Source organism: Metabacillus sp. Hm71 (assembly GCF_051842955.2).
Lineage (GTDB): Bacteria > Bacillota > Bacilli > Bacillales > Bacillaceae > Metabacillus.
In genome coordinates, this window is sequence record NZ_CM200278.1 from 4,150,413 (window position 1) to 4,172,913 (window position 22,501).

The following is a 22,501-nucleotide window of genomic DNA, read 5'->3' on the forward strand; positions in this document are numbered from 1 at the left end:
GGTTTAAATCAACTCTTAATAAAAGTTGGTTTTGCCCACTAGTCACTATGTAAGATGATTAAACTCGTACACCAAAGAATTTCTTCAATCTGGTTAGTACGCCTTTATGTTGCTCCTCTAAAGATTGTAAAGGAACCGATTCACCAAGAATTCTCCGTGCTATATTACGATAAGCAATTGCTGCACGATTATTCGGATCCATGGCAATTGGCTCTCCATTATTGGATGCTTTTATGACATTATCATCATCAGCAACAATACCAATGAGATCAATGGAAAGATGTGTCACAATTTCATCTACGTCCAGCATATCCCCATTTTTTACAAGGTGATTACGAATGCGGTTAATGATTAATTTCGGTGGTTCAATATCTTCCTTTTCTAGAAGGCCGATAATTCGGTCTGCATCACGAACAGCGGATATCTCAGGTGTTGTGACAACAATCGCTTTGTCCGCACCAGCAACTGCATTTTTGTAGCCTTGTTCAATACCAGCCGGGCAATCAATGACAATATAATCATAATCTTGTTTTAATTCATCTACAAGCTTTTTCATTTGCTCTGGTTTTACGGCTGTTTTATCACTCGTTTGCGCTGCTGGCAATAAATATAATAGATCTTCAAACCGTTTATCTTTAACAAGCGCCTGATGCATTTTACAGCGACCTTCAACAACGTCCACTAGATCATAAATAATCCGATTTTCTAATCCCATTACAACATCCAGGTTTCGAAGACCGATGTCTGTATCTACTAGACAAACACGTTTGCCTAATATAGCTAAAGCTGTCCCTAAATTTGCTGATGTTGTTGTTTTACCAACACCACCTTTACCTGAGGTAATGACAATTGCTTCACCCAATGTTAGATTCCCCCTTCAAACCTTGTCAAATTAGGTCGTAAATGAGTAAGTAGCTGCAGTCGCTCTATAATCATTTCGTTATCTTCATTTATATAAGCACATTCCATTTCATTTCCATCATTAGGTATATGATCGGGTGCACGATTAATGATGTCACTAATTCGAAGCTGAGCCGGTTTCATTAATGAGGCAGCAATAACAGCCTGCCCGTTACCATCCGCTCCCGCATGTGCAATTCCTCTTAACGCCCCTAGTACAAAGATATTTCCGGCAGCAATCACCGTTCCGCCTGGATTGACATCACCAATAAGCAGGAGATCCCCTTCAACCTTTAAAACCTGACCAGAGCGAACAATTTTTGCAACAGAGACAACTTCTGTTTCTCTTTTTAGCCTAATCGCCTCATCCTTTGTTATAACATTGCTTTCAATTGCTTCAACCTTTAAATTGCGTTTTTGCTGAATCAATGATTCCAGCTTTTCATGTTGCTGCTTATTAACGAACCGATTACCGACCTTGACATTTACACCAATAACTGGACCAGACCCGTGAATATATTGTTTTAAAGATAGCATTTCCTCGAGTTCATGGAGCAATTGGTCAAAAGAGCATGAATCATCGAGATGTAACGTTAAGCCATCTTTTGTGCCTTTAATGGTAACATATTGTTGTTTTTGGACCTTCATCACGTTCACCTCAACGATTTATCTATTCGACAGAAATGCATTAAATCCTTTTTCTAATCATCTGATTCTTCTAATTTTATTTTAGCAAGGAATTTTTTCATAGGGTAGATTAACAGAATGGCAACGATAGAGTTTAATGCAAGAGTAGGCAATAATCGTAATGTTGTAAAATGGTACAATGTCATTTTCGTCGACCCAATTAAATAATTAATTCCATACACATAAAATTCAAGGATGGCGATTGATAAAATAGTCAGGAATAATACAATTAATGCATTTCCATGTAAAATCTTCATCGCTTTTGAAACTAGATAAGCCAAAATGGCATATGCAAATAGGTAGATTCCTATTATCTCGATATATACAATGTCATACAGCAAGCCGAACACTAACCCGAAAATCATTCCATGTGTTCGATTCAAGTATACGGTGAGAAATAGACATGTAATTAATACAAATCGAGGGATATAAAGCTGATCTTCCAGTGCAAATGGTAAATGAACCAGGTGAGAGAAAATACTCTCACTTATAAAAATAAACAGAACCAGAAAAGGAAGAATGAAACGCCTCAAGATTCCTCCTCCTCCTCAGTTACCGCTTCAACTGGATCTTCTGATTGTGCAACACGCTCTGCTACCCAAACCCGGTCAATATCATAGAAATTTGCTGACGGTTTCACATAGGCCATTTGTTCTAATCCATATGTATCCGGTTCAACTCCAATTATTTCACCAATTAAGATGCCTTCAGGGAATACTTCACCTTTTCCTGAGGTGATTACTTTCTGTCCCTCTACCAGCTTAACATCTGATTCTATGCGTTTTAGTAAAAGCGCACCTTTTTCCTCGTCATAGCCTTCTATTAAACCCATTACTTTTTGGGTATTGTTTGCATTGTTTTTGTCAGCTTCATTTTCCGGTAATGCTTGTACTTCAGCTGAAATTTTGTTTTTTAGATCTGTTGCACTTAATAGCTGCACAGTTGAAGTAAATTGTGAAATTGTTTTCACTTTTCCAACCAAACCTTCAGCCGTTACAACGGCCATATCAGGCTGAATCCCATCTTGTGCGCCTTTGTCAATTGAAACATAATCATACCATCTGTCAGGATTTCGCCCAATGACAGTGGCAAAAATCGGATTATACTTTCTTAAGTTAGCAACCTTACCTAGCTCAGCTAACAATCTTTCATTTTCTTCTTTATACTCTTGAAGATCCGCCTCAAGCTGCATATATTCATCAAGTCTGCTCTTTAACAGCTCATTTTCTTCATAGGTATTTTTTAAATCCGTCACATTTTCAAAGAAATCAGAAACATATATTGCAGGTTTATGAAATATTGACTGAAAAACACCTACTGTATCCTGTAAAAATTGCTCAGGCCAAGTTAACTTTCGATCTTCCTTTAAAGAAAAACCAATCAATGCCACTAAAACAATAATACTAACTAGCAACAAGATAAGGCGTTTATTCAGGAAAAACTGTGGCATGATGAACACCCTCTTAACTCGAATTTCCGTTTCAAAACATAGCCTCTGCTTATATGTGACAAATAAATGATGTCAATAAGCAAAGGCTTTTCAATTATTTGTATTATCGGCTGTCTCTAGCTTTATTTTTAAATAAATGGATATGCTCTAAAGCTTTACCTGTTCCAATCGCAACACAATCTAATGGATCTTCTGCAATTAACACCGGCATATTCGTTTCTTCACCAATGACTTTATCTAAATTCCGAAGTAATGCACCGCCGCCTGTTAAAACAATGCCGCGATCCATAATATCTGCTGCAAGCTCCGGCGGTGTTTTTTCCAAAGTGTTTTTTACTGTATCAACAATTGTATAAACAGTATCTTTAAGAGCGTCAGCAATTTCAGCTGCGGTAATTTCAATTGTTTTTGGCAAACCTGTTAGAAGGTCTCTCCCTCTTATATCCATATTCTCAACACCGTCAGGAGAGCCAGCTGAACCAATCTCCATTTTAATGGCTTCAGCTGTACGGTCACCAATCATTAAGTTATACGTTTTACGTATATATGTAATAATCGCCTCGTCCATTTCGTCGCCAGCAACACGAATTGATTGGCTTGTTACAATACCTCCGAGAGAGATAATCGCAACCTCTGTTGTCCCGCCGCCAATATCAACTACCATACTTCCAGTCGGTTCCCAAACTGGTAAATTCGCTCCAATTGCTGCAGCAAATGGCTCCTCAATGGTATAAGCATCTCTTGCTCCTGCCTGTCTGGTTGCATCAATAACAGCCCGTTCTTCTACTGCCGTTATACCTGATGGAACACAAACCATAACATAAGGCTTTCTTGCAAAAACACCTTTCGTTTTTGTTGCTTGCTTAATGTAGTATTTCATCATCGTTGCTGTTGTTTCATAATCAGCTATAACTCCATCTTTCATCGGGCGCAAGGCAACAACATTTCCCGGTGTACGACCAATCATATTTTTAGCATCATTACCAACTGCAACAATTTGCTTTGTATCTGTTTGTAAGGCGACAACAGACGGTTCTCTCACGACAACCCCTTTCCCTTTCACAAATACAAGTGTGTTTGCAGTCCCTAAATCTATACCAAGGTCTCTTGTACCAATTCCAAACATAGGGTGTATCTTCCTTTCTGAAACGAAATATTTACTTTTTATTAATAGGAAAATTGACGAAAACAACTTTCTTCATTTTGAGGCTTTTCTACCTTCAGGCATGTTTTACATCAAATGAGGTTATATTTTCGAAACTGCTTCTTCATCTTTCCTGCATCGAAATGAGTTTTTTCCTAAAATAGAAAAAAACTCATAAACCTTATTATATCGTAATTACGCAAAAAAAAAAGTATTACACATAGCCTTTTTCTTTTAAACTGACATATTTTTGTTCTCCTATAATAAGATGGTCCAAAAGTTCTATTCCTAATACCTTTCCACATTCAGATAGTCGCTTAGTCACTTCAATGTCCTCCTTGCTCGGAGATGGGTCGCCTGAAGGATGATTATGAATACAAATGATTGAAGCGGCAGAGCGTTTGAACGCTTCTTTAAACACCTCACGAGGGTGGACAATTGATGCATTCAGACTGCCGATAAACACCGTTTGTTTATGCAAAACTTGATTTTTTGTGTTTAAATAGAGGCAGACAAAATGCTCCTGACTTAAGAAACGCATTTCTTCCATTACATAGTTGGCCCCATCTTGTGGTGAGCGAATGACAAAACGATCATCGTACGTAAGACGATTGATTCTTCTTCCAAGTTCCAGAGCAGCCAATATTTGAACTGCCTTTGCCTTTCCTATACCAGATATTGTTGTGATTTCTTCTACTGTTGCATCCTTTAACATTCTCAGTCCTTCAAAATGATGAAGCAGCTTTTGCGAGAGTTCAAGGACAGATTCCTTTTTTGTTCCGGTCCTAAGCAGGATCGCGAATAATTCTTGATTTGACAACTTATCAGGGCCTTCATTTAACAAGCGTTCTCTAGGCCTTTCATCTTCAGGGAAATCACGGATTTTAAGTATTGAACGTTCCATATTGCCTCCTTCATTCCCCTTTCTGCTCACTAAGAAATTTCTCTCTCTATCATGGACCTATGTTACAGTTTTATTCGAAGAACACATCTATTTCTAAAAAAAGCCTGCCCCTATGCAATGTTTGATAAGTTTCATTTAGCGCTTAAATCCCATTTTTAACAACTCGCGGTTTGTTCGAGCTATTGGCAAGCCGACAATAGCATAATAATCTCCATGAATTTTTTCGACTAGTAATGCACCATAGCCTTGAATTCCATAGGCTCCAGCTTTATCCATCGGCTCACCTGTTGAAACATATTCCTTAATTTCTTTTTGAGTAAGCGGAAAAAAGGTGACACTTGCTTTTTCATAAAAAGATTGAATTTGTTCACCGTACATTATGGCGACTCCTGTATAAACCTCATGTGTTTTCCCTGAAAGCATTTGAAGCAACTCAATTGCTTCCCTTTTACTAGATGGCTTTCCCAACATCCGCTCTCCATATACGACAAGCGTATCAGATCCGATTACATAAGAATGCTTATTATGTTTAGCAACACTTGCTGCCTTTTGCATAGCTAATGACTGGACCATTTCTGCTGGGTGAAGACTTTCGTCTAATATTTCGTCCACTTCACTTACAATAATCTTAAATGGAATTTGAAGAAGCTCAAGTAGCTCTTTTCTTCGAGGAGATGCTGATGCTAATATAAGACTTGACGCCATGTCATACATCCTTTCTACGTTTCAGATCAGAAGATACACGACCATCGTACCAAAATGAGGTAAAAACAACAATTTTTGAAAAACAAATTTTTATAGAGCAAAAGTGGACATCATTTTTCTAAGAAGCATAACATCATGACAAAATAAAGAGCTATTTTTTGCCTCATACAAAAAATAGTAATAGACTTACTCTTTTCACAGTAAGCCTATTGCCATTCTTTTAATTTGTCGTTATTTTACTAGTTACATCTAACACATACTGCTGTGCATCCCAACCACTATTATTTTTTATACTTTCAGCTGCTTTTAAAAGATTTTCGATTAATGTCTTTTCTTCCTCACCATTTGCTTTGATGCTTTTAATGGTCGTTTCAATTTCTGTAACAGCTTCTTGACTTGGAGTGTTTCCGTTTGCTGCAGCGGCAGCTAATGAAGATAATTCCTGAATCGCAGTAGCCCATTGCTGTGCTGCACTCACAGTTGAAATAGTAAGTGACAGCTCTTTTCCACCCCAAAATTCAATATCTGCAAAGTTTTGCTTTTGATACATTTCACTAAGTGAGCCGGTTTCCGTCCTCTCTTTTCCAAAGCCTGCAAAGACTGTATAGGAACCATTTGTTTCGATAACAGTTGCAGCAAATCCCTTCTCCTTAATCTTTGAGGCAACCGTTTCTGCTCCTGTTTTTGCAGAAAAAATTCCACCTTGAACAGCATATAAATTTAGAGTGGCTGTCGAAGCTGCCGATTCATTTCCTGCTGTATCTTTATCATCATTATTGTTCTCCTGATTTGGCGACTCCCCAGTTGCTGTACTGTCTTCGCTTGTTAAATTAACTGAAGATCCCATTGTCGGCATGTCTTCATTCGATAAAAAGTTTAGACCAATCAAGCCAAACATAAACCCTAAAACAATCGCTAAAACGATAATTGTCATCATTTTTTTAAATGGAAATGTCCCATTGATTTTTTTACGAATTTTATTATTGGAATATTGATAAGGTGTGACCGTTTGATTTGAAAATCGTATCTTTTTCTTTAAAGGTGTAACAACCTTCGGGTCATCTTTAAAAATTGAATCATCCTCTTCAGGTAGAAGCCAAGGAAAATCATCTTCCTCTTCTATTGGCTGCTTTGCTGAAGCAACCTCTTTTTCTGCCTTCAGCTTTTCATCCCAACTCGAAACAGCAAGTTCTTCGGCGGTATCTTCTTGTGAGAGCTGGCGTTCCTTACCATTAATTTTTATTTTGATCATGTCTGATGTGTGCTTGTCCATATGCCTACCACCCTTCTTTACAAAACACGTGCGGTCATTTTGCTTACCATGCTATCAGAAAGCATCAAAAAAATAACAAGACATTTGTCGTCTTAACATTGAAAGTTTTCGTCAAATTTTTCATTTGACATGTGAAAAGACATTAACAATTTATACAAAAAATAGGTGTATAGACCTATTCAAAAATTTCTTTTATAAGCTTAGTTTGCAATTTGGACAAAGTTAGGTCTTTAAAACTAACTATACAGGTAAGATTTGAAACAATCTGCAAATAACCGATTGCCTTTTTATATCTTTATAGAAAAGGACCATTCAAAAAAAGAAAGTGAATATATAAATCGATTAAATCCTTCCCAAAAAAATAGGCAATTAATGCGCCAATACCTAAAAAAGGGCCAAACGGAAATGGTCGACTTTTCTTTATATGACCGGTAGACAGGCCAATTAGGCCTGCAACTGTTCCAATAAGAGTTGCAAGAAAAAAACAGAGTAAGACAAGCTTCCAGCCTAGAATTAAACCTAATACTGCAAGAAACTTCATATCTCCTCCGCCAAGTCCTCCCTTGCTTATTAAAATGATGATTAGGGGCACAAGACCACCTACCACTAAGCCTGCAATAGGGTCCCACCATGGATTAAGGGGGATCAAAATCCTTTCTATCGCAAAAAGCAGCAGAAAAAATAGATTAACAGCATCAGGTATTATCATATACTTTATGTCTGAAACGACAACAATCATAATAAATGAAATAAGTGACCACGAGATCATCACTTCATTGGACCAACCCATCAGCAAAGGAGAAATCACAAAGAGAAGCGCCGTAAAAAATTCAATGAAAGGGTACAGAGGTGAAATAGCATTTCTACATGTTTTACATTTCCCTTTTTGCAAAATATATGATAGAAGCGGGATCATCTCGACTGCTTTCAGTTTTTTATGACAAACAGGGCAAGCGGACCTTGGTAATAAAATGGATTCCTTTTTTGGTATACGAAGACCTACTACATTGTAGAACGAACCAAGTATTGCTCCCAGCAGAAAGATATAAATAAAAATAACGGTGCTAACAATCATAGAAAGGCTCCTTTATAAAAATTGATACGTTCATGAAGAGGGAGAATTTTTCACTCCCTAAAGAATCTGAGGGAAAAAACGCAGGAAAAAGATGTTTGGAGTTTTGATAATGAAAACTAGGAATCTAATGAAGCATCAGGGCTAATCAATGCCCTGATGCGATGGTGAACTAGCTCTTTTTTATTCCATGGGAAATAATATCTATTCGCCTAGGTTAAAAAAATGTTCACTAACTTACATAAACTGCGACCTTATTCCTTCCAGCCTTTTTCGCTCCAATATACATCGCGCGGTCAGCATGCCGGATGAGAGAAAAAGTATCCTCTGCATCCAATGGTGCTGTTGCGACTCCGATACTTGCTGTTAAAAAGACCGCAATCGATCTGCTTAGGCTATTCTGTAACGAGTGATCAATCTCGAAAGGATGATTGGCAATTAATTGACGAATTTCTTCAGCATATGCAATACTGCTTTGTTTATCCATATTCGGCAGGAGGATGACAAACTCTTCACCTCCATATCTTGCAACCGTGCCAATTCCTTGTTTTTTAACATAATTCAGCAGACGATGTGATAGTTGAATAAGGACTTCATTACCAGAGTAATGCCCATATGTATCATTTATGTTTTTAAAATGGTCGATATCTAATAGTATCAGCGTTAAGGCAGCTAGTTCATGTTGATGCAGCCGTTGGAAATCACGCTCTAGCTTTTGCTCAAAATAACGATAATTATATAAGCCTGTCAGTGAACAATGTTCACTTTGCCTTCTTGTCTCTTCATAGTTTTTAGCATTTTCTATTGCTACCCCTAAGTAGACTGACAATAAATCGATAATCATTAGCTGTGCACGATCAAAAGCGTGTTTTTTATTAGAAGCAAGAATAACGATTCCGATTAAGACTTGGTTTCTCATAACCGGCACAGCGATAAGGCTTTCCACTGTTTTTGGCAGCTGGGATTGCTGAATATGCTTCCATTGCTTTCTTTTGTGGAATAAAAAACTCTCCCTCATAATATATACATGGCCTGATATTCCGCGATCAGGAGACTTTGCTTCTTCACCGCTTGCATGAATGATCCCATTTTCATATCTTCTTACGATTCTCAGCTTGTCCTTTTCAAATACATCGATTAAATACGCCGTTTCTACTGGAATCATATCAACGATCTTCTCCATGAAGATATCCAGGACATCATTTTTATGTAATTTCTCCGTTAACTGATGCCCAATTTCGCTTGCCTTCTGCAAATAACGATTAATTCTTTGGCTTTTATAGTAGAGTGACAGAAAAATAGATAATCCTAGAAAAGGTGTTCCTACAAAGAAAATGGCTTTCATCCCTACCTGAAGATACAGAAAGTAAAGGCCTATCCCCATCGGAAAAACAAGCAATGAGGTAAAGCATTCCCAGAGGAAGCTTCGTGTAAAAAAAGCAAACCTCATTTTATAAATAACAACCTGGATGATGCTTAATAAGAATTGATTAATAACAAAAATGGAGAGTCCATACAAAAAAATTGCTAAAAGATCTTCATTTATCGTTAAACGGCCATGTGTACCTCCCGCTAGGTAATAAATCGCAGCACTCCCTATCGAGATAAAATAAAACAATAGCGCATTCAACGGATATCTATAAAGGTCTTTTGAACCAACACGAACTTTTAATAAGAGAACAATAACTGCAATTTGGGTTAAAAGAAGTTCTATAAATAATCCAAACAATAAAAAAACAACAAGTGAAACACCCTGTACATAAAAAATAGGTGTATCATTTATGATGATCGGCCAAACAGAAACAAGACACATTAATAAAAGAAACGCAGTAATATCCCACTGAAACCCTTGATATATTGGCGGTGAAGTATGATAGGCAATCATGAAAAATAAGGGTGTTGAAACAATCCAACAGATCCATAATGCTGCTTGCATCTTCCTGCCCAAAGCAGAGCCCCCTCATCATATAGTCGTTGATAGGACTTATTTTAGCAAATATTCAAATTTTTGTCATTTTATTCTCTTACTTTTTCCTCATTCTCCTCGTTTCTTTTTCGACAATATTCACGTATGTGTGAAATAAAATATAATGAACCTGTTATGACGACTAAATCTTCTTTTTGATCCCGATATTCAGTTATTAGCTGGTCCATCATTTGCTGCCATGATTCAGAGTAGGATTTTTCTTTAAGCTGACAAGCTGAATAAAGCTCAAATGCCGTTGCAGCCCTTGGAAAATCAAAGGTAGTAAAATGCATGGAAGCGGCAATGGTTGATAGTCGCTCAATCATTTGTGCATAATCTTTGTCCTTCAATGCACTAAACAAAATGTGAATGCTGCGATCAGGATAATGTCGTGTTAATGTTTCAAGCAAACTCTCAATTCCTTCTTTATTATGGGCACCATCAATAATGACTTCTGGATTGTTATTTACTAGCTCAAATCTTCCTTTCCAAGTGGCTCCTTTAAGCCCTTTGCGAAGCTGATCTTCACTTAATTTCAACTTGTCCATCTTTATCATATAATCAATGACTGAAACAGCTAAAGCTGCATTTTTGATTTGATGCTCTCCCCTCATTGAGATGACGAGATTTTTATAGGTTGAATACGATGTCTGAAGCGTAAACATTTCTCCTAGCTGATAGAGCTGTTTTGGAATAATGTTTAGCTCTTTCCCTAAAAAATAAATCTCAGACTGCATAGTTTTGGCTACTTCGCTAATTACCGTTTTTGCTTCCTCGTTCTCGACAGCCGTCATAACCGGAACACGAGGCTTAATAATTCCTGCTTTCTCTGCCGCAATTTCGGCGATCGTTTCACCTAATATATTCATATGGTCATATCCGATCGTTGTAATAACGGATAAAATCGGCTCAATGATGTTTGTGGAATCTAGTCTGCCGCCTAGACCAGTTTCCAATAATAAAAAGTCCGGCTTGTTGTATTTTCCAAAGTAAAGAAACATCATTGTCGTGATAATTTCAAATTCTGTTGGACCGCCTAACTCTGTTTTTTCAATTTTTTCAACATAAGGCTTTACTTCATTGGCAAGCTCAATCATTTCTTGATCAGATATCGGCTGGCCATTTACACTAATCCGTTCATTAAACGTTTCGATGTATGGCGATGTAAAGCTCCCAACCTTATATTTACCTTCTACAAGCATGTGCAGCATATATGAAATAGTCGATCCCTTGCCATTTGTACCTGCAACATGTATAGTCGGAATATTCTTTTCTGGATGACCTAGTTCCGCTAAAAGCCATTCCATTCTTTTTAAACCCGGCTTTATGCCAAATTTTAAGCGTCCATGAATCCAGTTAAGGACATCGGAATATTGCGTAAACATAAAACAAACCTCCTTTTAGAAAATGATCTGAAAAACTCGGGTGAGCTAACCGCGCCACCCGAGTTCCCCCTTTTCTTATCCTTTTAATTCATTAATTCTTGCTATTACAATCTCACGTTTTTCAAGATAATCTTTTTCCTTCGCTTTCTCTTCCTCAATGACTTTTTCTGGAGCTTTCTTTAAAAATCCTTCATTTCCTAATTTTTTCTGAACGCGTTCTACTTCTTTATCAAGCTTTTCACGCTCTTTTTCTAACCGTTTAATTTCCTCTTCAATATTAATTAATCCTTCAAGAGGTAAAATTATTTCTGCACCAGTGACTACAGCTGTCATTGATTTTTCAGAAGAGGTAAAATCTGTCGCGATTGTTAATGAGCTTGTGTTGCAGAAGCGTTCAATGTATGCCCGATTGTTTTCGAGCTGAGTCATTACCTCTTCATCTTTCGCTTTAATTTGCATCTGAATTTGCTTGCTCATTGGCGTATTTACTTCAGAGCGAATATTTCGGACAGCTCGAATCACTTCGACTAAAAGCTTCATTTCATTTGATGCAGCTGTATCGGTCAGCTCGCTGTTTACAGTTGGCCAAGCCGCTACAGTAATGGACTCTCCTTCATGCGGAAGTGATTGCCAAATTTCCTCTGTAATAAATGGCATAAACGGATGTAATAATCTCATTGTGTTATCAAGGACATAACCAAGAATAGAACGTGTAGTCTTTTTCGCTGCTTCATCTTCTCCATATAATGGGAGCTTAGCCATTTCTATATACCAATCACAGAAATCATCCCAAATGAAATTGTAAAGCAATCGTCCAACCTCTCCGAACTCATACTTATCAGCAAGCTTTGTAACATTTTCGATGGTTTCATTTAATCTTGTTAAAATCCATTTATCCGCTACAGATTTTTCACCAGTTATATCAATTTCCTCATATGTTAAACCATCCATATTCATTAAAGCAAAACGAGAAGCGTTCCAGATTTTATTTGCAAAATTCCATGTGGATTCAACTTTTTCATAGCTGAAACGTAAATCCTGTCCTGGTGAGCTTCCTGTTGATAAGAAGAAACGCAGTGAATCAGCACCATATTGATCAATGACTTCCATCGGATCAACGCCATTGCCAAGTGATTTACTCATTTTACGTCCTTGCTCATCACGTACAAGTCCATGGATTAATACATCTTTAAATGGACGCTTACCAGTGAATTCCAGGCCTTGGAAAATCATTCTTGAAACCCAGAAGAAAATAATATCATAACCTGTAACAAGAGCACCTGTAGGATAGTAGCGCTTAAAATCAGCTGAATCCGTATCAGGCCATCCCATTGTTGAAAACGGCCAAAGCGCTGAACTGAACCATGTATCTAGAACATCCTTATCCTGCTCCCAATTTTCACTATCGGCCGGCGGTTCATGATTTACATATACTTCTCCGGTTTCTTTATGGTACCAAGCTGGAATCCGATGTCCCCACCATAGCTGACGTGAAATGCACCAATCACGGATATTTTCCATCCAGCGTAAGTAAGTTTTTTCAAAACGATCAGGAACAAAATTCACTTTTTCTTCAGCCTTATCCTGAAGCTTAACGGCTTCATCTGCTAAAGGCTGCATTTTAACAAACCATTGTGTGGATAAATAAGGTTCTACAACTGCACCGCTTCTTTCACTATGTCCAACAGAATGCAAATGCTCTTCAATTTTAAACAGCACACCTTGTTCTTGTAGATCTTTTACGATTTGCTTTCTGCATTCAAAACGATCTAGCCCATTGTAGCTCCCAGCATTTTTATTCATTGTACCGTCTTCATTCATAACAAGAATACGTTCCAGGTTATGACGATTACCAAGTTCAAAGTCATTAGGATCATGTGCCGGTGTAATCTTCACTGCTCCAGAACCAAATTCCATATCCACATAATCATCACCGACAATTGGAATTTCTCGGCCAACAATTGGCAAGACAACTTTTTTCCCAATTAAATGCTTATAGCGCTCATCTTCAGGATGCACAGCTACAGCAGTATCTCCCAGCATGGTTTCAGGACGTGTTGTAGCCACCTCAATTGATCCGCTGCCATCTGCTAATGGATAACGCATATGGTAGAAAGCACCTTGAACATCCTTATAAATAACCTCTATATCAGATAAAGCTGTTTTTGTTTGCGGGTCCCAGTTAATAATATATTCACCGCGGTATATTAGGCCTTTATTATAAAGAGAAACAAATACCTCTCTTACCGCTTTTGATAAACCTTCATCAAGTGTAAAGCGTTCGCGTGTATAATCTAATCCCAGGCCTATCTTAGCCCATTGCTCACGAATATGACCTGCATACTCTTCTTTCCATTTCCATGTTTCTTCAACAAATTTTTCACGACCTAAATCATAACGGGATTTGCCTTCTTCTCGAAGCTTTGCTTCAACCTTCGCTTGGGTTGCAATTCCGGCATGGTCCATTCCAGGCAACCATAGTACGTCATAACCCTGCATTCTTTTCATCCGCGTAAGAATATCTTGCAGCGTCGTATCCCACGCATGACCTAAATGAAGTTTACCTGTAACGTTTGGCGGCGGAATAACAATCGTATAAGGCTGTTTTGATTCATCACCTGTTGCTTCGAAATATTTTCCTTCTACCCAAAAGGAATAACGGTTTTTTTCAATTGTATTTGGATCATACTTTGTTGGTAATTCACGCTGTTGTTCAATCTTTCCCATCTTAATAGTTTCCTCCTTTATCTACCTGCTAAATTTCATAAGCAATATAAAAACTTATGTACAAAATAAAAACTCCTTCCATCCACTAAAAGGACGAAAGGAGAATAATTTCGCGGTACCACCTTTTTTCACAAACTAAAGCATTAGTCTATGCACTTAAAAATGATAACGGTCTGCACCGGCTTCTCCTACTCCATTCAAAGAAGCAACTCCTGGGCGACCTTCCAATGCATCTACATAAGAAATCTTTCAGCAAATGATTTCTCTCTCTGTAAAGAGATCGCAATTGTACTCTTCCCAATCAACGTTTCACCTGTTATGAAATTGATCTATTCTATATTACTAAAAAATTCTTTTTTCCGTCAATATCTTCGCCAATTTTCCGTATTTATATACGGGCACCTATCACTAGTGTTTTGCATAAGATGTTAATACGTCAATATTCCTGCAAGCAGAAGCTAAATACTTTCTCATTGTTTATGTGTTGAGAAGGATCACAGCTTAAGAATAGTTTATTTTATGGCAGATAATGGAGGAGGAGTTGTGATATGAAGCGGAGGTATAACCCTTACACCCTTCCGCCATGGGTAAGACAAATACGAGATGTCGGCATCCAAATTATTATTCCATTAACAATTTTCCAAGGTATTCGTACTGTATTCTTTCCAACATCCTTTGATGTATTATTACTAGCTCTTTTAATCTTTTTAGCTATTGCTTTTCGTTATGATTGGATATGATATCCTTGAATAACACAATATGCTAAACGCTCCTACTTTTCCACAATAAAAATGAGGCTGACACTTTGTCGCCTCATTCGTTTTTTACTCAGATGCCTCTGCTTGCATTTTCTTCTTCTCTTCTACTTCTGATATGTTCATGACGATGTATTCTATATTTTTAAAATGCCAATATGCTTTAACTAATTGTCTGTTCTTTTCCAGCTCAGATTCGGTTTTGTCTCTATTGACAAAGCTTTCAATGATACGGCATATCCGATCGGGAAAGGCAAGATAACTTAAAAATAATAGCATTTCCTCTTCTTTATACGGGTAAATTTTTTGATACGTATAAAACCAGTTTACACAATCATTACATTGGGTCGGATATGATGAGGCTGTTCGATTCATGAATAAGAGGAAGTCATCAATTGGTGCAGCATATTTAGCCTTTTCAAAGTTTGTTAGATAGCCGGTTCCTTGATCATCATATAAAAAATGGTGAGAGGATATTTTCCCATGAACTAATACAATTCTTCCTTTTTCCTTTCCCTCCATCGCTTCCGACCATTCTTGCAGCTTCTTTTTAGAGAAATCGATCGCACGGCTTACCTCAATAAAATAGGTGACAGCTTGTAGTTCAAAAGGTGATAGATATAATCTTCGCTCACATTGGTCAACATATTTTTCGTACAGAAGTTTCATCCTTTCCCAGCGCTGCGATAATGCATCATAATGTTTAGCTGCTTCTTGACCATTTAGTTGCACTTCCCTTTCAGTATGGCTATGCATTTTAGCGATTTCTTTAAATAAGTATTGATGTCGTGCATCCAGCTCATCCTCTGGTTCATTAGCCAACCAAGGCATCATATAATAATATTCCTTGTTATTTTGAGTAATGAACTGCTGTTGTCTATTCTTTACAATTGGAACATAACTTTTATAACCTTGTTGGCTTAAGATTTTAAAAGAATCAACAAAAGCAGGATTGAATTGTTTTGGAAGCTTTTTCAAAACATATGTCCCTGTATCTGTATATACCTTTATTGTTTTACGGCTTATATCTTCTATATATTCAGCACGAATATCATAATTCATTAAAAGCGGCCTTAGTTCTTGAACTTGTATAGCCAATGATTGACACCTCAAATCCTCTAATGAGAAATTGAAAAAAACAGCTGAGGTAAATGTAGCCCCATGCTGTTTCTTCAAGTATTTTACAGGATCCCTTAATTCCTAACTTTAGTTGCAATTCAATTAGGGATCAATACAAGGAATAGATCTAAATCACTTACGATTATTTACTTGTTGAATAGGCAGGGATGTAAAGAATTTGTCCTTCATAAACATCTTGATCCGCATGAAAATCATTAACTCTCATAAGCTGTTGAACAGTAATATCATATCGTTCACAGATCAGATCTATTGTATCTCCCTGCTGAACAATACACATTTTCACTCGTGAGAAATCCTCATCATCTTCGCGGGCAAAAAGACTTGTTAAATAATGTGCATCCTTTGGATTGCTTTCTTCTTCTCTTTTTTCTTCAGCTTCCTCTTGAATTTCTTCGTTTTCAACATTTTCTGTTTTAGAGAACAAGGAATATTGAATCTCAGGCGGTCCCTCTGTTACCTCTTCTATCTCTTCTTGTTTCCTTACCTCTACAATGAATGGGTTATAAATGTCTTCTTCCTGAATATCTTCTGCCTGGCTGCTATACAATTCTTCGCTCTCTTCTTGTCTCGGAATGGAAGCGGCAATACTTTCTTTTTCTTCCTCTTTATCCTCTGTTTCCAATTGACCTATCGGCTCTACTTGATCCAAAGACAATTTGTCCACGTCTTTCTCAACAGATTCATGTTCCTGATATAATGATGAAAAAGGATTTGAAGGTCTTTGCTCAAATGGCAGCGGTGAAGGTTGGCTGTCATATTCAAAGGTTTCTTCTTGTTGTTCCCCTCTGTAAAGCGGTTCTAATTCCTCTTCTTCCCTGCTTTCCACTTCATCGGCAACCTGTTGTTGGGACTGCTCATTTGTAATGCCGCCAATCGATAAGTCAGCAACTAATTTTAAACATTTTAACTCTGGAAGCTCATAATCAAATGAATCAATGGCCACATATACTTCATCTAAATTTTCAATTCTGTTGCTTGGAATCGTGATATCTACCGGAAAACGGTGATTTAATATGCTTATACCATCTTCACGTGTAGAAACTTCATTTACATAACGTACATTAGCATATTCATATTGGTCTTTTTGGTCTTCCACCTTTGCTTCATTATCTATTTTGTATTCACCCGAAAGTTGAAGTGCACCTCTAATGGAAATATACTGATCATGCTCATGAATTGTGATATCAGGCTCTAATGAAATTGTTAAAAGTTCAAATACTTCCTGTCCTTTTTGAAACCAGACTGATTCTTCTACAGAAAAACGTAATTGTTCTTGATCCTGTGGCAAAGATATTTCCTCCTTTCAAATAGCCTAACAAATTACTATGACATTACAGATGTATGTGGAAAGGAAGGAAAATATGATAAGTTTCTTTGCAGACTTATCCAAAGGATCAAGCATTCGCCATTCCCTAAGCTTCTATTTTAAATTCTATATTAAAAGGCCTAACACAATGTGCTAGACCCTCTTTCATCTTATTTTAATGCAGCAAATGCTTTTTTAGCTGCCTCGATTGTATAATCAATGTCCTCATAACTATGTGCGGTTGATAAGAATAAGCCTTCAAACTGTGAAGGCGGGAGGAATACTCCCTCATTTGCCATGCTTCGATAATAGCTGGCAAAATGCTCAAGATTAGATGTTTTTGCTTTTTCATAGTTTGTAACAGGTTCGTTTGTAAAGAAGAAACCAATCATGGATCCGGCGCGATTGATCGTATGAGGAATTTCATATTCTTTGGCAGCCTCGGATAATCCCGATTCAAGGCGGTCTGCTTTTCGTTTAAATTCTTTGTAGGAATCTCTTGTTAACTGCTTTAATGTTTCATATCCAGCCGTCATAGCCAAAGGATTTCCTGACAAGGTACCAGCTTGATAAATTGGACCGCTCGGTGCAATTTGCTGCATGATTTCGGCTTTACCTCCGTATGCTCCTACTGGCAATCCTCCACCTATTACTTTTCCTAAACATGTTAAATCAGGTGTAACACCAAAATAGTCCTGTGCACAGCCATAATCAACACGGAAGCCTGTCATGACTTCATCAAAAATAAGCAGAGCACCTGCTTGCTCTGTCACTTCACGCAAGCCCTCTAAAAATCCTGGCTGAGGCGGAACAACTCCCATGTTTCCGGCAACAGGCTCAACGATCACACCAGCAATATCTTCTCCAAATTGTTTGAATGCATACCGAACGCTATCAAGGTCATTATAAGGAACCGTAATCGTATTTTTCGCAACGCCTTCGGGAACACCAGGACTGTCCGGTAATCCTAATGTTGCCACTCCAGACCCAGCTTTTATTAATAAAGAATCGCCATGGCCGTGGTAACAGCCTTCAAATTTTAGAATTTTATTACGGCCGGTATACCCGCGAGCTAAGCGTAAGGCACTCATCGTTGCCTCAGTGCCAGAGCTTACCATTCTCACAATTTCAATTGAAGGGACTCGTTCAATAACAAGCTTGGCTAATTCATTTTCGATTAATGTCGGCGCCCCAAAACTTGTCCCAGATTCAACGACCTTTTTAATGGCTTCGACCACTGTGTCATGTGAATGACCATGAATGAGAGGTCCCCATGATAAGACATAATCAATATATTCATTTCCATCAATATCGAAAATTTTCGAGCCTTTCCCGCGTTCCATGAAAATCGGATTCATCCCTACAGATTTAAAAGCACGAACAGGGCTGTTAACTCCTCCCGGCATTAATGTTAATGCCTCTTCGAATGCCTTTTCGCTCTTTGCATAGCTTTTCATTTTTATTCCCCTTTCTCACTGACGATTGAAGTAATCAGTATTTATATTATTGATCTTCCTTTAACCAGCGAGCAACATCTTTTGCAAAGTAAGTAATCACTAGATCCACACCCGCACGCTTCATGCCAACTAGCATTTCCATGACAATTGCTTTTTCATCGACCCAGCCGTTTTGTGCTGCTGCCTTAATCATTGAGTACTCACCGCTAACGTTATAAGCAACAAGAGGTACATTAAAATGATCTTTCATATCACGGATAATGTCTAAATAAGCAAGCGCAGGCTTTACAATTAAAAAGTCTGCCCCTTCTTCTAGATCTGACTGGGCTTCTCTAAAGGCTTCCTCTCGATTTGCCGGGTCCATTTGATAGGTTTTACGGTCACCGAATTGCGGTGTACTTTGTGCGGCATCACGAAATGGTCCATAAAATGCGCTGGCATATTTTACTGCATACGACATAATCGGAATATGCTCAAAACCAGCCTCATCCAAGCCATGACGAATGGCGGCAACAAAACCGTCCATCATATTTGAAGGTGCTATGATATCTGCTCCAGCCTTAGCTTGACTTACAGCAGTGCGTGCCAATAAATCAAGTGTTGGATCATTCAGAATCTGTCCATTTTCAACAATTCCACAGTGTCCATGGTCGGTATATTCACAAAGACAAGTATCTGCAACAACAAGCAGCTCTGGGAAAGCTTCCTTCACCTGTCTTGTTGCTCGTTGAACAATACCGTGGTCATGATATGCCTGGGTACCTGTCTCATCCTTCTGTTCTTGTTCAGGTACTCCAAATAAGATGACCGACTTAATGCCCAACGAAACAACCTCTTCTATTTCTTGATTTAATAAATCTAATGATAAATGAAAAACACCTGGCATCGAAGGGACTTCATTTTTTATATTTTCTCCTTCCACCACAAAAATCGGATAAATAAAATCCTCTACTCTTACATGGTTTTCTCGTAACATCGCCCGCATATTTGCACTTGAGCGCAGGCGGCGATGTCTTGCAAATTGAATGTTCATTTATAAACCCTCCTTACTCATTTCATGCTCAATCATGAGCTTTACCATTGCATCAATTGTATAAGAATGAGGCATAATCCCATTGTAGCCATAATCATTTAACTTATCATTTGTAATTGGACCTATACAAACAAATACAACTTTCCTTAAATTATCTTGCAGTTCTTTTTGATTTAAAACCTTCATAAAGCTGTCAACGGTGGAGGAGCTGGTAAAGGTTATAAAATCTAGTTCATCTTGTTGAAGGTATTTTATCAGTTTTTCTGCTTCATCCATCTTATGTATCGTTTCATAAACAACGAGATCTGTCACAGAAAAACCCTTTTGCTTTAATTCCGTCACAAGTGTTGGACGGGCAAGATTCCCGCGGATTGCCAAAATTCTTGAATGTTCCGGCAAGTTTTCCGATAAACTTTCCGCTAATTTTTCTGCAACAAATTCTTCTGGTATTATGGAAACTCGCAAACCTAGTTTTTCCATTTGTTTACTCGTTTTACTGCCAACTGAAGCGGCAATTAAATGACTTAGGTTCGAATATGAAACATTGAATTTATCTAAATAGCTTTTAAAAAAAGAAACGCCATTCGCACTTGTGAACACAATACAATCGTAGTTTTTCAAATGTAAAATGGTCGTTTTGATCATTTGCTCCTGCTTATCATTTGCTCTAATCTCCAGCAGCGGGGCAGGTATTGCGATCCCGCCTGCCGCTTCAATTTTGTCAATAAATTCTTGGACTTGAGCTTTTGCACGTGTAATTAGTACACGTTTCCCCTGCAATGGAAGGCGATCGGCCATTACTGATCGAGCTCCTCTTTTACCCTGTCGATTAACGCTTTTGCACCCTGCTTTGTTAAAGCAGCTGAAACATTCTCGCCGACTTTTACAGGATCATCTCCAGTTGCCTGCTGTTTATAAATTTCCTTTCCATCCGGAGAAGCTATTAAACCAGTAAACGTAATTTCATCGTCTTCACTTACTGATGCAAAACCAGCGATTGGAACCTGACAGCCGCCCTCCATTTTCGCAAGAAATGTTCTTTCTGCAGTAACAGCTAATCGTGTGGCTTTATCCGTTAAGTTTGCAAGCAGGTCAAGTATTTCATCATCATCTTCACGGCACTCAATAGCTAAAGCACCTTGTCCAACTGCAGGCAAACAAATATCCGGCTCTAAAAATTCTGTAACCACTTCCTTGCTCCAGCCCATTCTTGCTAACCCTGCTGCTGCTAGAATAATGGCATCATATTCTTCTGTTTTAAGCTTTTCAAGGCGTGTATCAATATTTCCTCTTATCCATTTTATTTCTAAGTCTGGACGTTCAATTAACAATTGTGCACTTCTTCTTAAGCTGCTTGTTCCAATGATCGAACCCTTTGGCAGATCTGCCAACTTTTTATGGTCTTTTGAAATTAACACATCCCGATGGTCCTCCCGTTTTGGGACACAGCCGACTGTTAGTCCCTCCGGCAGAACACCTGGCATATCTTTCATACTATGTACCGCCATATCGATTTCGCCAGAGAGCATTGCCTGCTCAATTTCTTTGACGAACAAGCCCTTTCCGCCAACTTTCGATAAGGTAACATCTAGTATCTTATCTCCCTTTGTCACAATTTCTTTAACCTCAAACTCAAAGGGAAGTCCAAATGATTTTAACTGATTAATCACCCAATTGGTTTGGGTTAATGCAAGTTTGCTTCGCCTTGAACCAACAATAATTTTTCGCATATAATCCTCCTAGTACAATCTAATGGTGTCATTAAGAGTCCCAAAAATGAAATCTTGATAAGCTGCCGAATAGAAAAAAATTAATTAATAATACGAGGAATGAAGCAACATTTAATAGTGCGACCGACTTTCCTTGCAATTCTTTGACAATGCGATTATATAAATAAATGCTATACGTCAATAAAACCATGAAAGAGCCGAGCACCTTCGCATCATACCAATGAAATTTTTCAATTTTTATATAGGCCCAAATGATGCCTAAAATCAAGCTCAATAACAAGATTGGTACACCAATAACATTTAGTACATACGACATATGATCAAGCTTAGTTAAATCCTCTAATCGCAAAAGACGTCTTCCCCATTTTTTCTTTTTCAGTAGATTATATTGAATCAAATAAAGAATTGAAAAAACAAAGGAAAGGGAAAAAGCCCCATAAGAAAGTATTGCCATTGTGATATGAATCAATAACAATTCAGAAACAAGCTTACTTGAAACCGCTGCCGACTCGTATTGCGCCGGTGCGAAAGTATGTAAAGCCATCATGATAAAGCCGATTACATTTGTAAAAAAAATGATAAACTCTGCTCGTAAAAATTTGTTAATTACTACTGAGAGAGTAACCAACACCCATGTGTAAAAATACAGGCCTTCAAATACATTCAGTACCGGGAATCTTCCAGTTTCAATCATCCGGGAAAATAAAAAAATTGTTTGTAAAAGCCAAACAATAGAAAGTAACCAGAAGGCAACTTGGTTCGCCTTCCGGTTATGGTTAAGAAAATCTATAAAATATAAAAGCACGCAAAATGCATAAAGGATAATCGTTATTTCGTTAAGTCTAGTTAAACTCATCTCCATATATA

20 protein-coding genes and 1 other annotated feature are annotated in these 22,501 nt (G+C 37.8%); of the genes, 1 reads left to right on the forward strand and 19 read right to left on the reverse strand.

What is annotated here, in order from left to right:
* Positions 1 to 58 precede the first annotated feature (58 nt).
* From minD to ACSVDH_RS20675, 12 genes are all read right to left on the reverse strand, one after another.
* Positions 59 to 862 (reverse strand): septum site-determining protein MinD, encoded by an 804-nt coding sequence (gene minD, locus ACSVDH_RS20620; protein ID WP_299091720.1) that lies wholly within the window; start codon positions 860 to 862, stop codon positions 59 to 61.
* Between the two features lie 2 nt (positions 863 to 864).
* Positions 865 to 1,548, reverse strand: coding sequence for a septum site-determining protein MinC (gene minC / locus ACSVDH_RS20625; protein ID WP_439249969.1), 684 nt, complete (start codon positions 1,546 to 1,548; stop codon positions 865 to 867).
* Between the two features lie 53 nt (positions 1,549 to 1,601).
* Positions 1,602 to 2,120 (reverse strand): rod shape-determining protein MreD, encoded by a 519-nt coding sequence (mreD, locus tag ACSVDH_RS20630; protein ID WP_439249968.1) that lies wholly within the window; start codon positions 2,118 to 2,120, stop codon positions 1,602 to 1,604.
* Positions 2,117 to 3,037 (reverse strand): rod shape-determining protein MreC, encoded by a 921-nt coding sequence (gene mreC, locus ACSVDH_RS20635; RefSeq protein ID WP_299091727.1) that lies wholly within the window; start codon positions 3,035 to 3,037, stop codon positions 2,117 to 2,119. Before mreC ends, mreD begins: the two co-directional genes overlap by 4 nt.
* 103 nt (positions 3,038 to 3,140) lie before the next feature.
* Positions 3,141 to 4,163: a rod shape-determining protein gene (locus ACSVDH_RS20640; RefSeq protein WP_046515747.1), complete on the reverse strand. Its 1,023-nt coding sequence runs from the start codon at positions 4,161 to 4,163 to the stop codon at positions 3,141 to 3,143.
* A gap of 232 nt (positions 4,164 to 4,395) precedes the next feature.
* The gene (gene radC / locus ACSVDH_RS20645; protein ID WP_439249966.1) at positions 4,396 to 5,085 is read right to left on the reverse strand and encodes a RadC family protein; all 690 of its coding nucleotides are present in this window, start codon (positions 5,083 to 5,085) and stop codon (positions 4,396 to 4,398) included.
* Positions 5,086 to 5,220: 135 nt separating this feature from the next.
* On the reverse strand, positions 5,221 to 5,790 hold the full coding sequence (locus ACSVDH_RS20650; RefSeq protein ID WP_299091734.1) for a Maf family protein: 570 nt from the start codon (positions 5,788 to 5,790) through the stop codon (positions 5,221 to 5,223).
* Between the two features lie 220 nt (positions 5,791 to 6,010).
* Positions 6,011 to 7,063: an SPOR domain-containing protein gene (locus ACSVDH_RS20655; RefSeq protein ID WP_439249965.1), complete on the reverse strand. Its 1,053-nt coding sequence runs from the start codon at positions 7,061 to 7,063 to the stop codon at positions 6,011 to 6,013.
* A gap of 295 nt (positions 7,064 to 7,358) precedes the next feature.
* Entirely contained in the window at positions 7,359 to 8,138 is a 780-nt protein-coding gene (locus ACSVDH_RS20660) for a prepilin peptidase (protein ID WP_299091740.1), read from the reverse strand.
* Positions 8,139 to 8,367: 229 nt separating this feature from the next.
* Positions 8,368 to 10,083, reverse strand: a complete 1,716-nt coding sequence (locus tag ACSVDH_RS20665) for a sensor domain-containing diguanylate cyclase (protein WP_439249964.1) — start codon at positions 10,081 to 10,083, stop codon at positions 8,368 to 8,370.
* A 68-nt stretch (positions 10,084 to 10,151) separates the two neighbouring features.
* The gene (locus tag ACSVDH_RS20670) at positions 10,152 to 11,486 is read right to left on the reverse strand and encodes a bifunctional folylpolyglutamate synthase/dihydrofolate synthase (protein ID WP_439249963.1); all 1,335 of its coding nucleotides are present in this window, start codon (positions 11,484 to 11,486) and stop codon (positions 10,152 to 10,154) included.
* Between the two features lie 75 nt (positions 11,487 to 11,561).
* Positions 11,562 to 14,213, reverse strand: a complete 2,652-nt coding sequence (locus ACSVDH_RS20675; RefSeq protein ID WP_439249961.1) for a valine--tRNA ligase — start codon at positions 14,211 to 14,213, stop codon at positions 11,562 to 11,564.
* Positions 14,214 to 14,299: 86 nt separating this feature from the next.
* Positions 14,300 to 14,527, reverse strand: a binding site (T-box leader).
* A 234-nt stretch (positions 14,528 to 14,761) separates the two neighbouring features.
* On the opposite strand from ACSVDH_RS20675, the gene ACSVDH_RS20680 reads away from it, so the two are divergent.
* Positions 14,762 to 14,953 (forward strand): YszA family small membrane protein, encoded by a 192-nt coding sequence (locus ACSVDH_RS20680; protein WP_046515736.1) that lies wholly within the window; start codon positions 14,762 to 14,764, stop codon positions 14,951 to 14,953.
* An 84-nt stretch (positions 14,954 to 15,037) separates the two neighbouring features.
* Here ACSVDH_RS20680 and ysxE read toward each other — a convergent pair whose 3' ends face one another.
* From ysxE to ACSVDH_RS20715, 7 genes are all read right to left on the reverse strand, one after another.
* Positions 15,038 to 16,066, reverse strand: a complete 1,029-nt coding sequence (ysxE, locus tag ACSVDH_RS20685) for a spore coat protein YsxE (RefSeq protein ID WP_439249960.1) — start codon at positions 16,064 to 16,066, stop codon at positions 15,038 to 15,040.
* A 163-nt stretch (positions 16,067 to 16,229) separates the two neighbouring features.
* Positions 16,230 to 17,396: a stage VI sporulation protein D gene (gene spoVID / locus ACSVDH_RS20690; protein WP_439249958.1), complete on the reverse strand. Its 1,167-nt coding sequence runs from the start codon at positions 17,394 to 17,396 to the stop codon at positions 16,230 to 16,232.
* 188 nt (positions 17,397 to 17,584) lie between these two features.
* Entirely contained in the window at positions 17,585 to 18,871 is a 1,287-nt protein-coding gene (gene hemL, locus ACSVDH_RS20695; RefSeq protein WP_439249956.1) for a glutamate-1-semialdehyde 2,1-aminomutase, read from the reverse strand.
* A gap of 46 nt (positions 18,872 to 18,917) precedes the next feature.
* Entirely contained in the window at positions 18,918 to 19,904 is a 987-nt protein-coding gene (gene hemB, locus ACSVDH_RS20700) for a porphobilinogen synthase (protein WP_299091751.1), read from the reverse strand.
* Positions 19,905 to 20,702 carry a uroporphyrinogen-III synthase gene (locus ACSVDH_RS20705; RefSeq protein ID WP_439249954.1) on the reverse strand — a complete coding sequence of 266 codons (798 nt, stop codon included), beginning with the start codon at positions 20,700 to 20,702 and terminating at the stop codon, positions 19,905 to 19,907.
* Positions 20,702 to 21,634, reverse strand: a complete 933-nt coding sequence (gene hemC, locus ACSVDH_RS20710; RefSeq protein ID WP_439249953.1) for a hydroxymethylbilane synthase — start codon at positions 21,632 to 21,634, stop codon at positions 20,702 to 20,704. The genes ACSVDH_RS20705 and hemC overlap by 1 nt, the downstream gene beginning before the upstream one ends.
* A 31-nt stretch (positions 21,635 to 21,665) precedes the next feature.
* Positions 21,666 to 22,496: a cytochrome C assembly family protein gene (locus tag ACSVDH_RS20715; protein ID WP_299091757.1), complete on the reverse strand. Its 831-nt coding sequence runs from the start codon at positions 22,494 to 22,496 to the stop codon at positions 21,666 to 21,668.
* Positions 22,497 to 22,501: the final 5 nt, after the last annotated feature.

What these genes read in the sequence shown, in the direction of transcription:
- minC (WP_439249969.1), bottom strand. Translation starts at nt 1,548, where the DNA reads ATGAAGGTCCAAAAACAACAATATGTTACCATTAAAGGCACAAAAGAT.
- mreC (WP_299091727.1), bottom strand. Translation starts at nt 3,037, where the DNA reads ATGCCACAGTTTTTCCTGAATAAACGCCTTATCTTGTTGCTAGTTAGT.
- ACSVDH_RS20640 (WP_046515747.1), bottom strand. Translation starts at nt 4,163, where the DNA reads ATGTTTGGAATTGGTACAAGAGACCTTGGTATAGATTTAGGGACTGCA.
- radC (WP_439249966.1), bottom strand. Translation starts at nt 5,085, where the DNA reads ATGGAACGTTCAATACTTAAAATCCGTGATTTCCCTGAAGATGAAAGG.
- ACSVDH_RS20650 (WP_299091734.1), bottom strand. Translation starts at nt 5,790, where the DNA reads ATGGCGTCAAGTCTTATATTAGCATCAGCATCTCCTCGAAGAAAAGAG.
- ACSVDH_RS20655 (WP_439249965.1), bottom strand. Translation starts at nt 7,063, where the DNA reads ATGGACAAGCACACATCAGACATGATCAAAATAAAAATTAATGGTAAG.
- ACSVDH_RS20660 (WP_299091740.1), bottom strand. Translation starts at nt 8,138, where the DNA reads ATGATTGTTAGCACCGTTATTTTTATTTATATCTTTCTGCTGGGAGCA.
- ACSVDH_RS20670 (WP_439249963.1), bottom strand. Translation starts at nt 11,486, where the DNA reads ATGTTTACGCAATATTCCGATGTCCTTAACTGGATTCATGGACGCTTA.
- ACSVDH_RS20675 (WP_439249961.1), bottom strand. Translation starts at nt 14,213, where the DNA reads ATGGGAAAGATTGAACAACAGCGTGAATTACCAACAAAGTATGATCCA.
- ACSVDH_RS20680 (WP_046515736.1), top strand. Translation starts at nt 14,762, where the DNA reads ATGAAGCGGAGGTATAACCCTTACACCCTTCCGCCATGGGTAAGACAA.
- hemL (WP_439249956.1), bottom strand. Translation starts at nt 18,871, where the DNA reads ATGAAAAGCTATGCAAAGAGCGAAAAGGCATTCGAAGAGGCATTAACA.
- hemB (WP_299091751.1), bottom strand. Translation starts at nt 19,904, where the DNA reads ATGAACATTCAATTTGCAAGACATCGCCGCCTGCGCTCAAGTGCAAAT.
- ACSVDH_RS20705 (WP_439249954.1), bottom strand. Translation starts at nt 20,702, where the DNA reads ATGGCCGATCGCCTTCCATTGCAGGGGAAACGTGTACTAATTACACGT.
- hemC (WP_439249953.1), bottom strand. Translation starts at nt 21,634, where the DNA reads ATGCGAAAAATTATTGTTGGTTCAAGGCGAAGCAAACTTGCATTAACC.
- ACSVDH_RS20715 (WP_299091757.1), bottom strand. Translation starts at nt 22,496, where the DNA reads ATGGAGATGAGTTTAACTAGACTTAACGAAATAACGATTATCCTTTAT.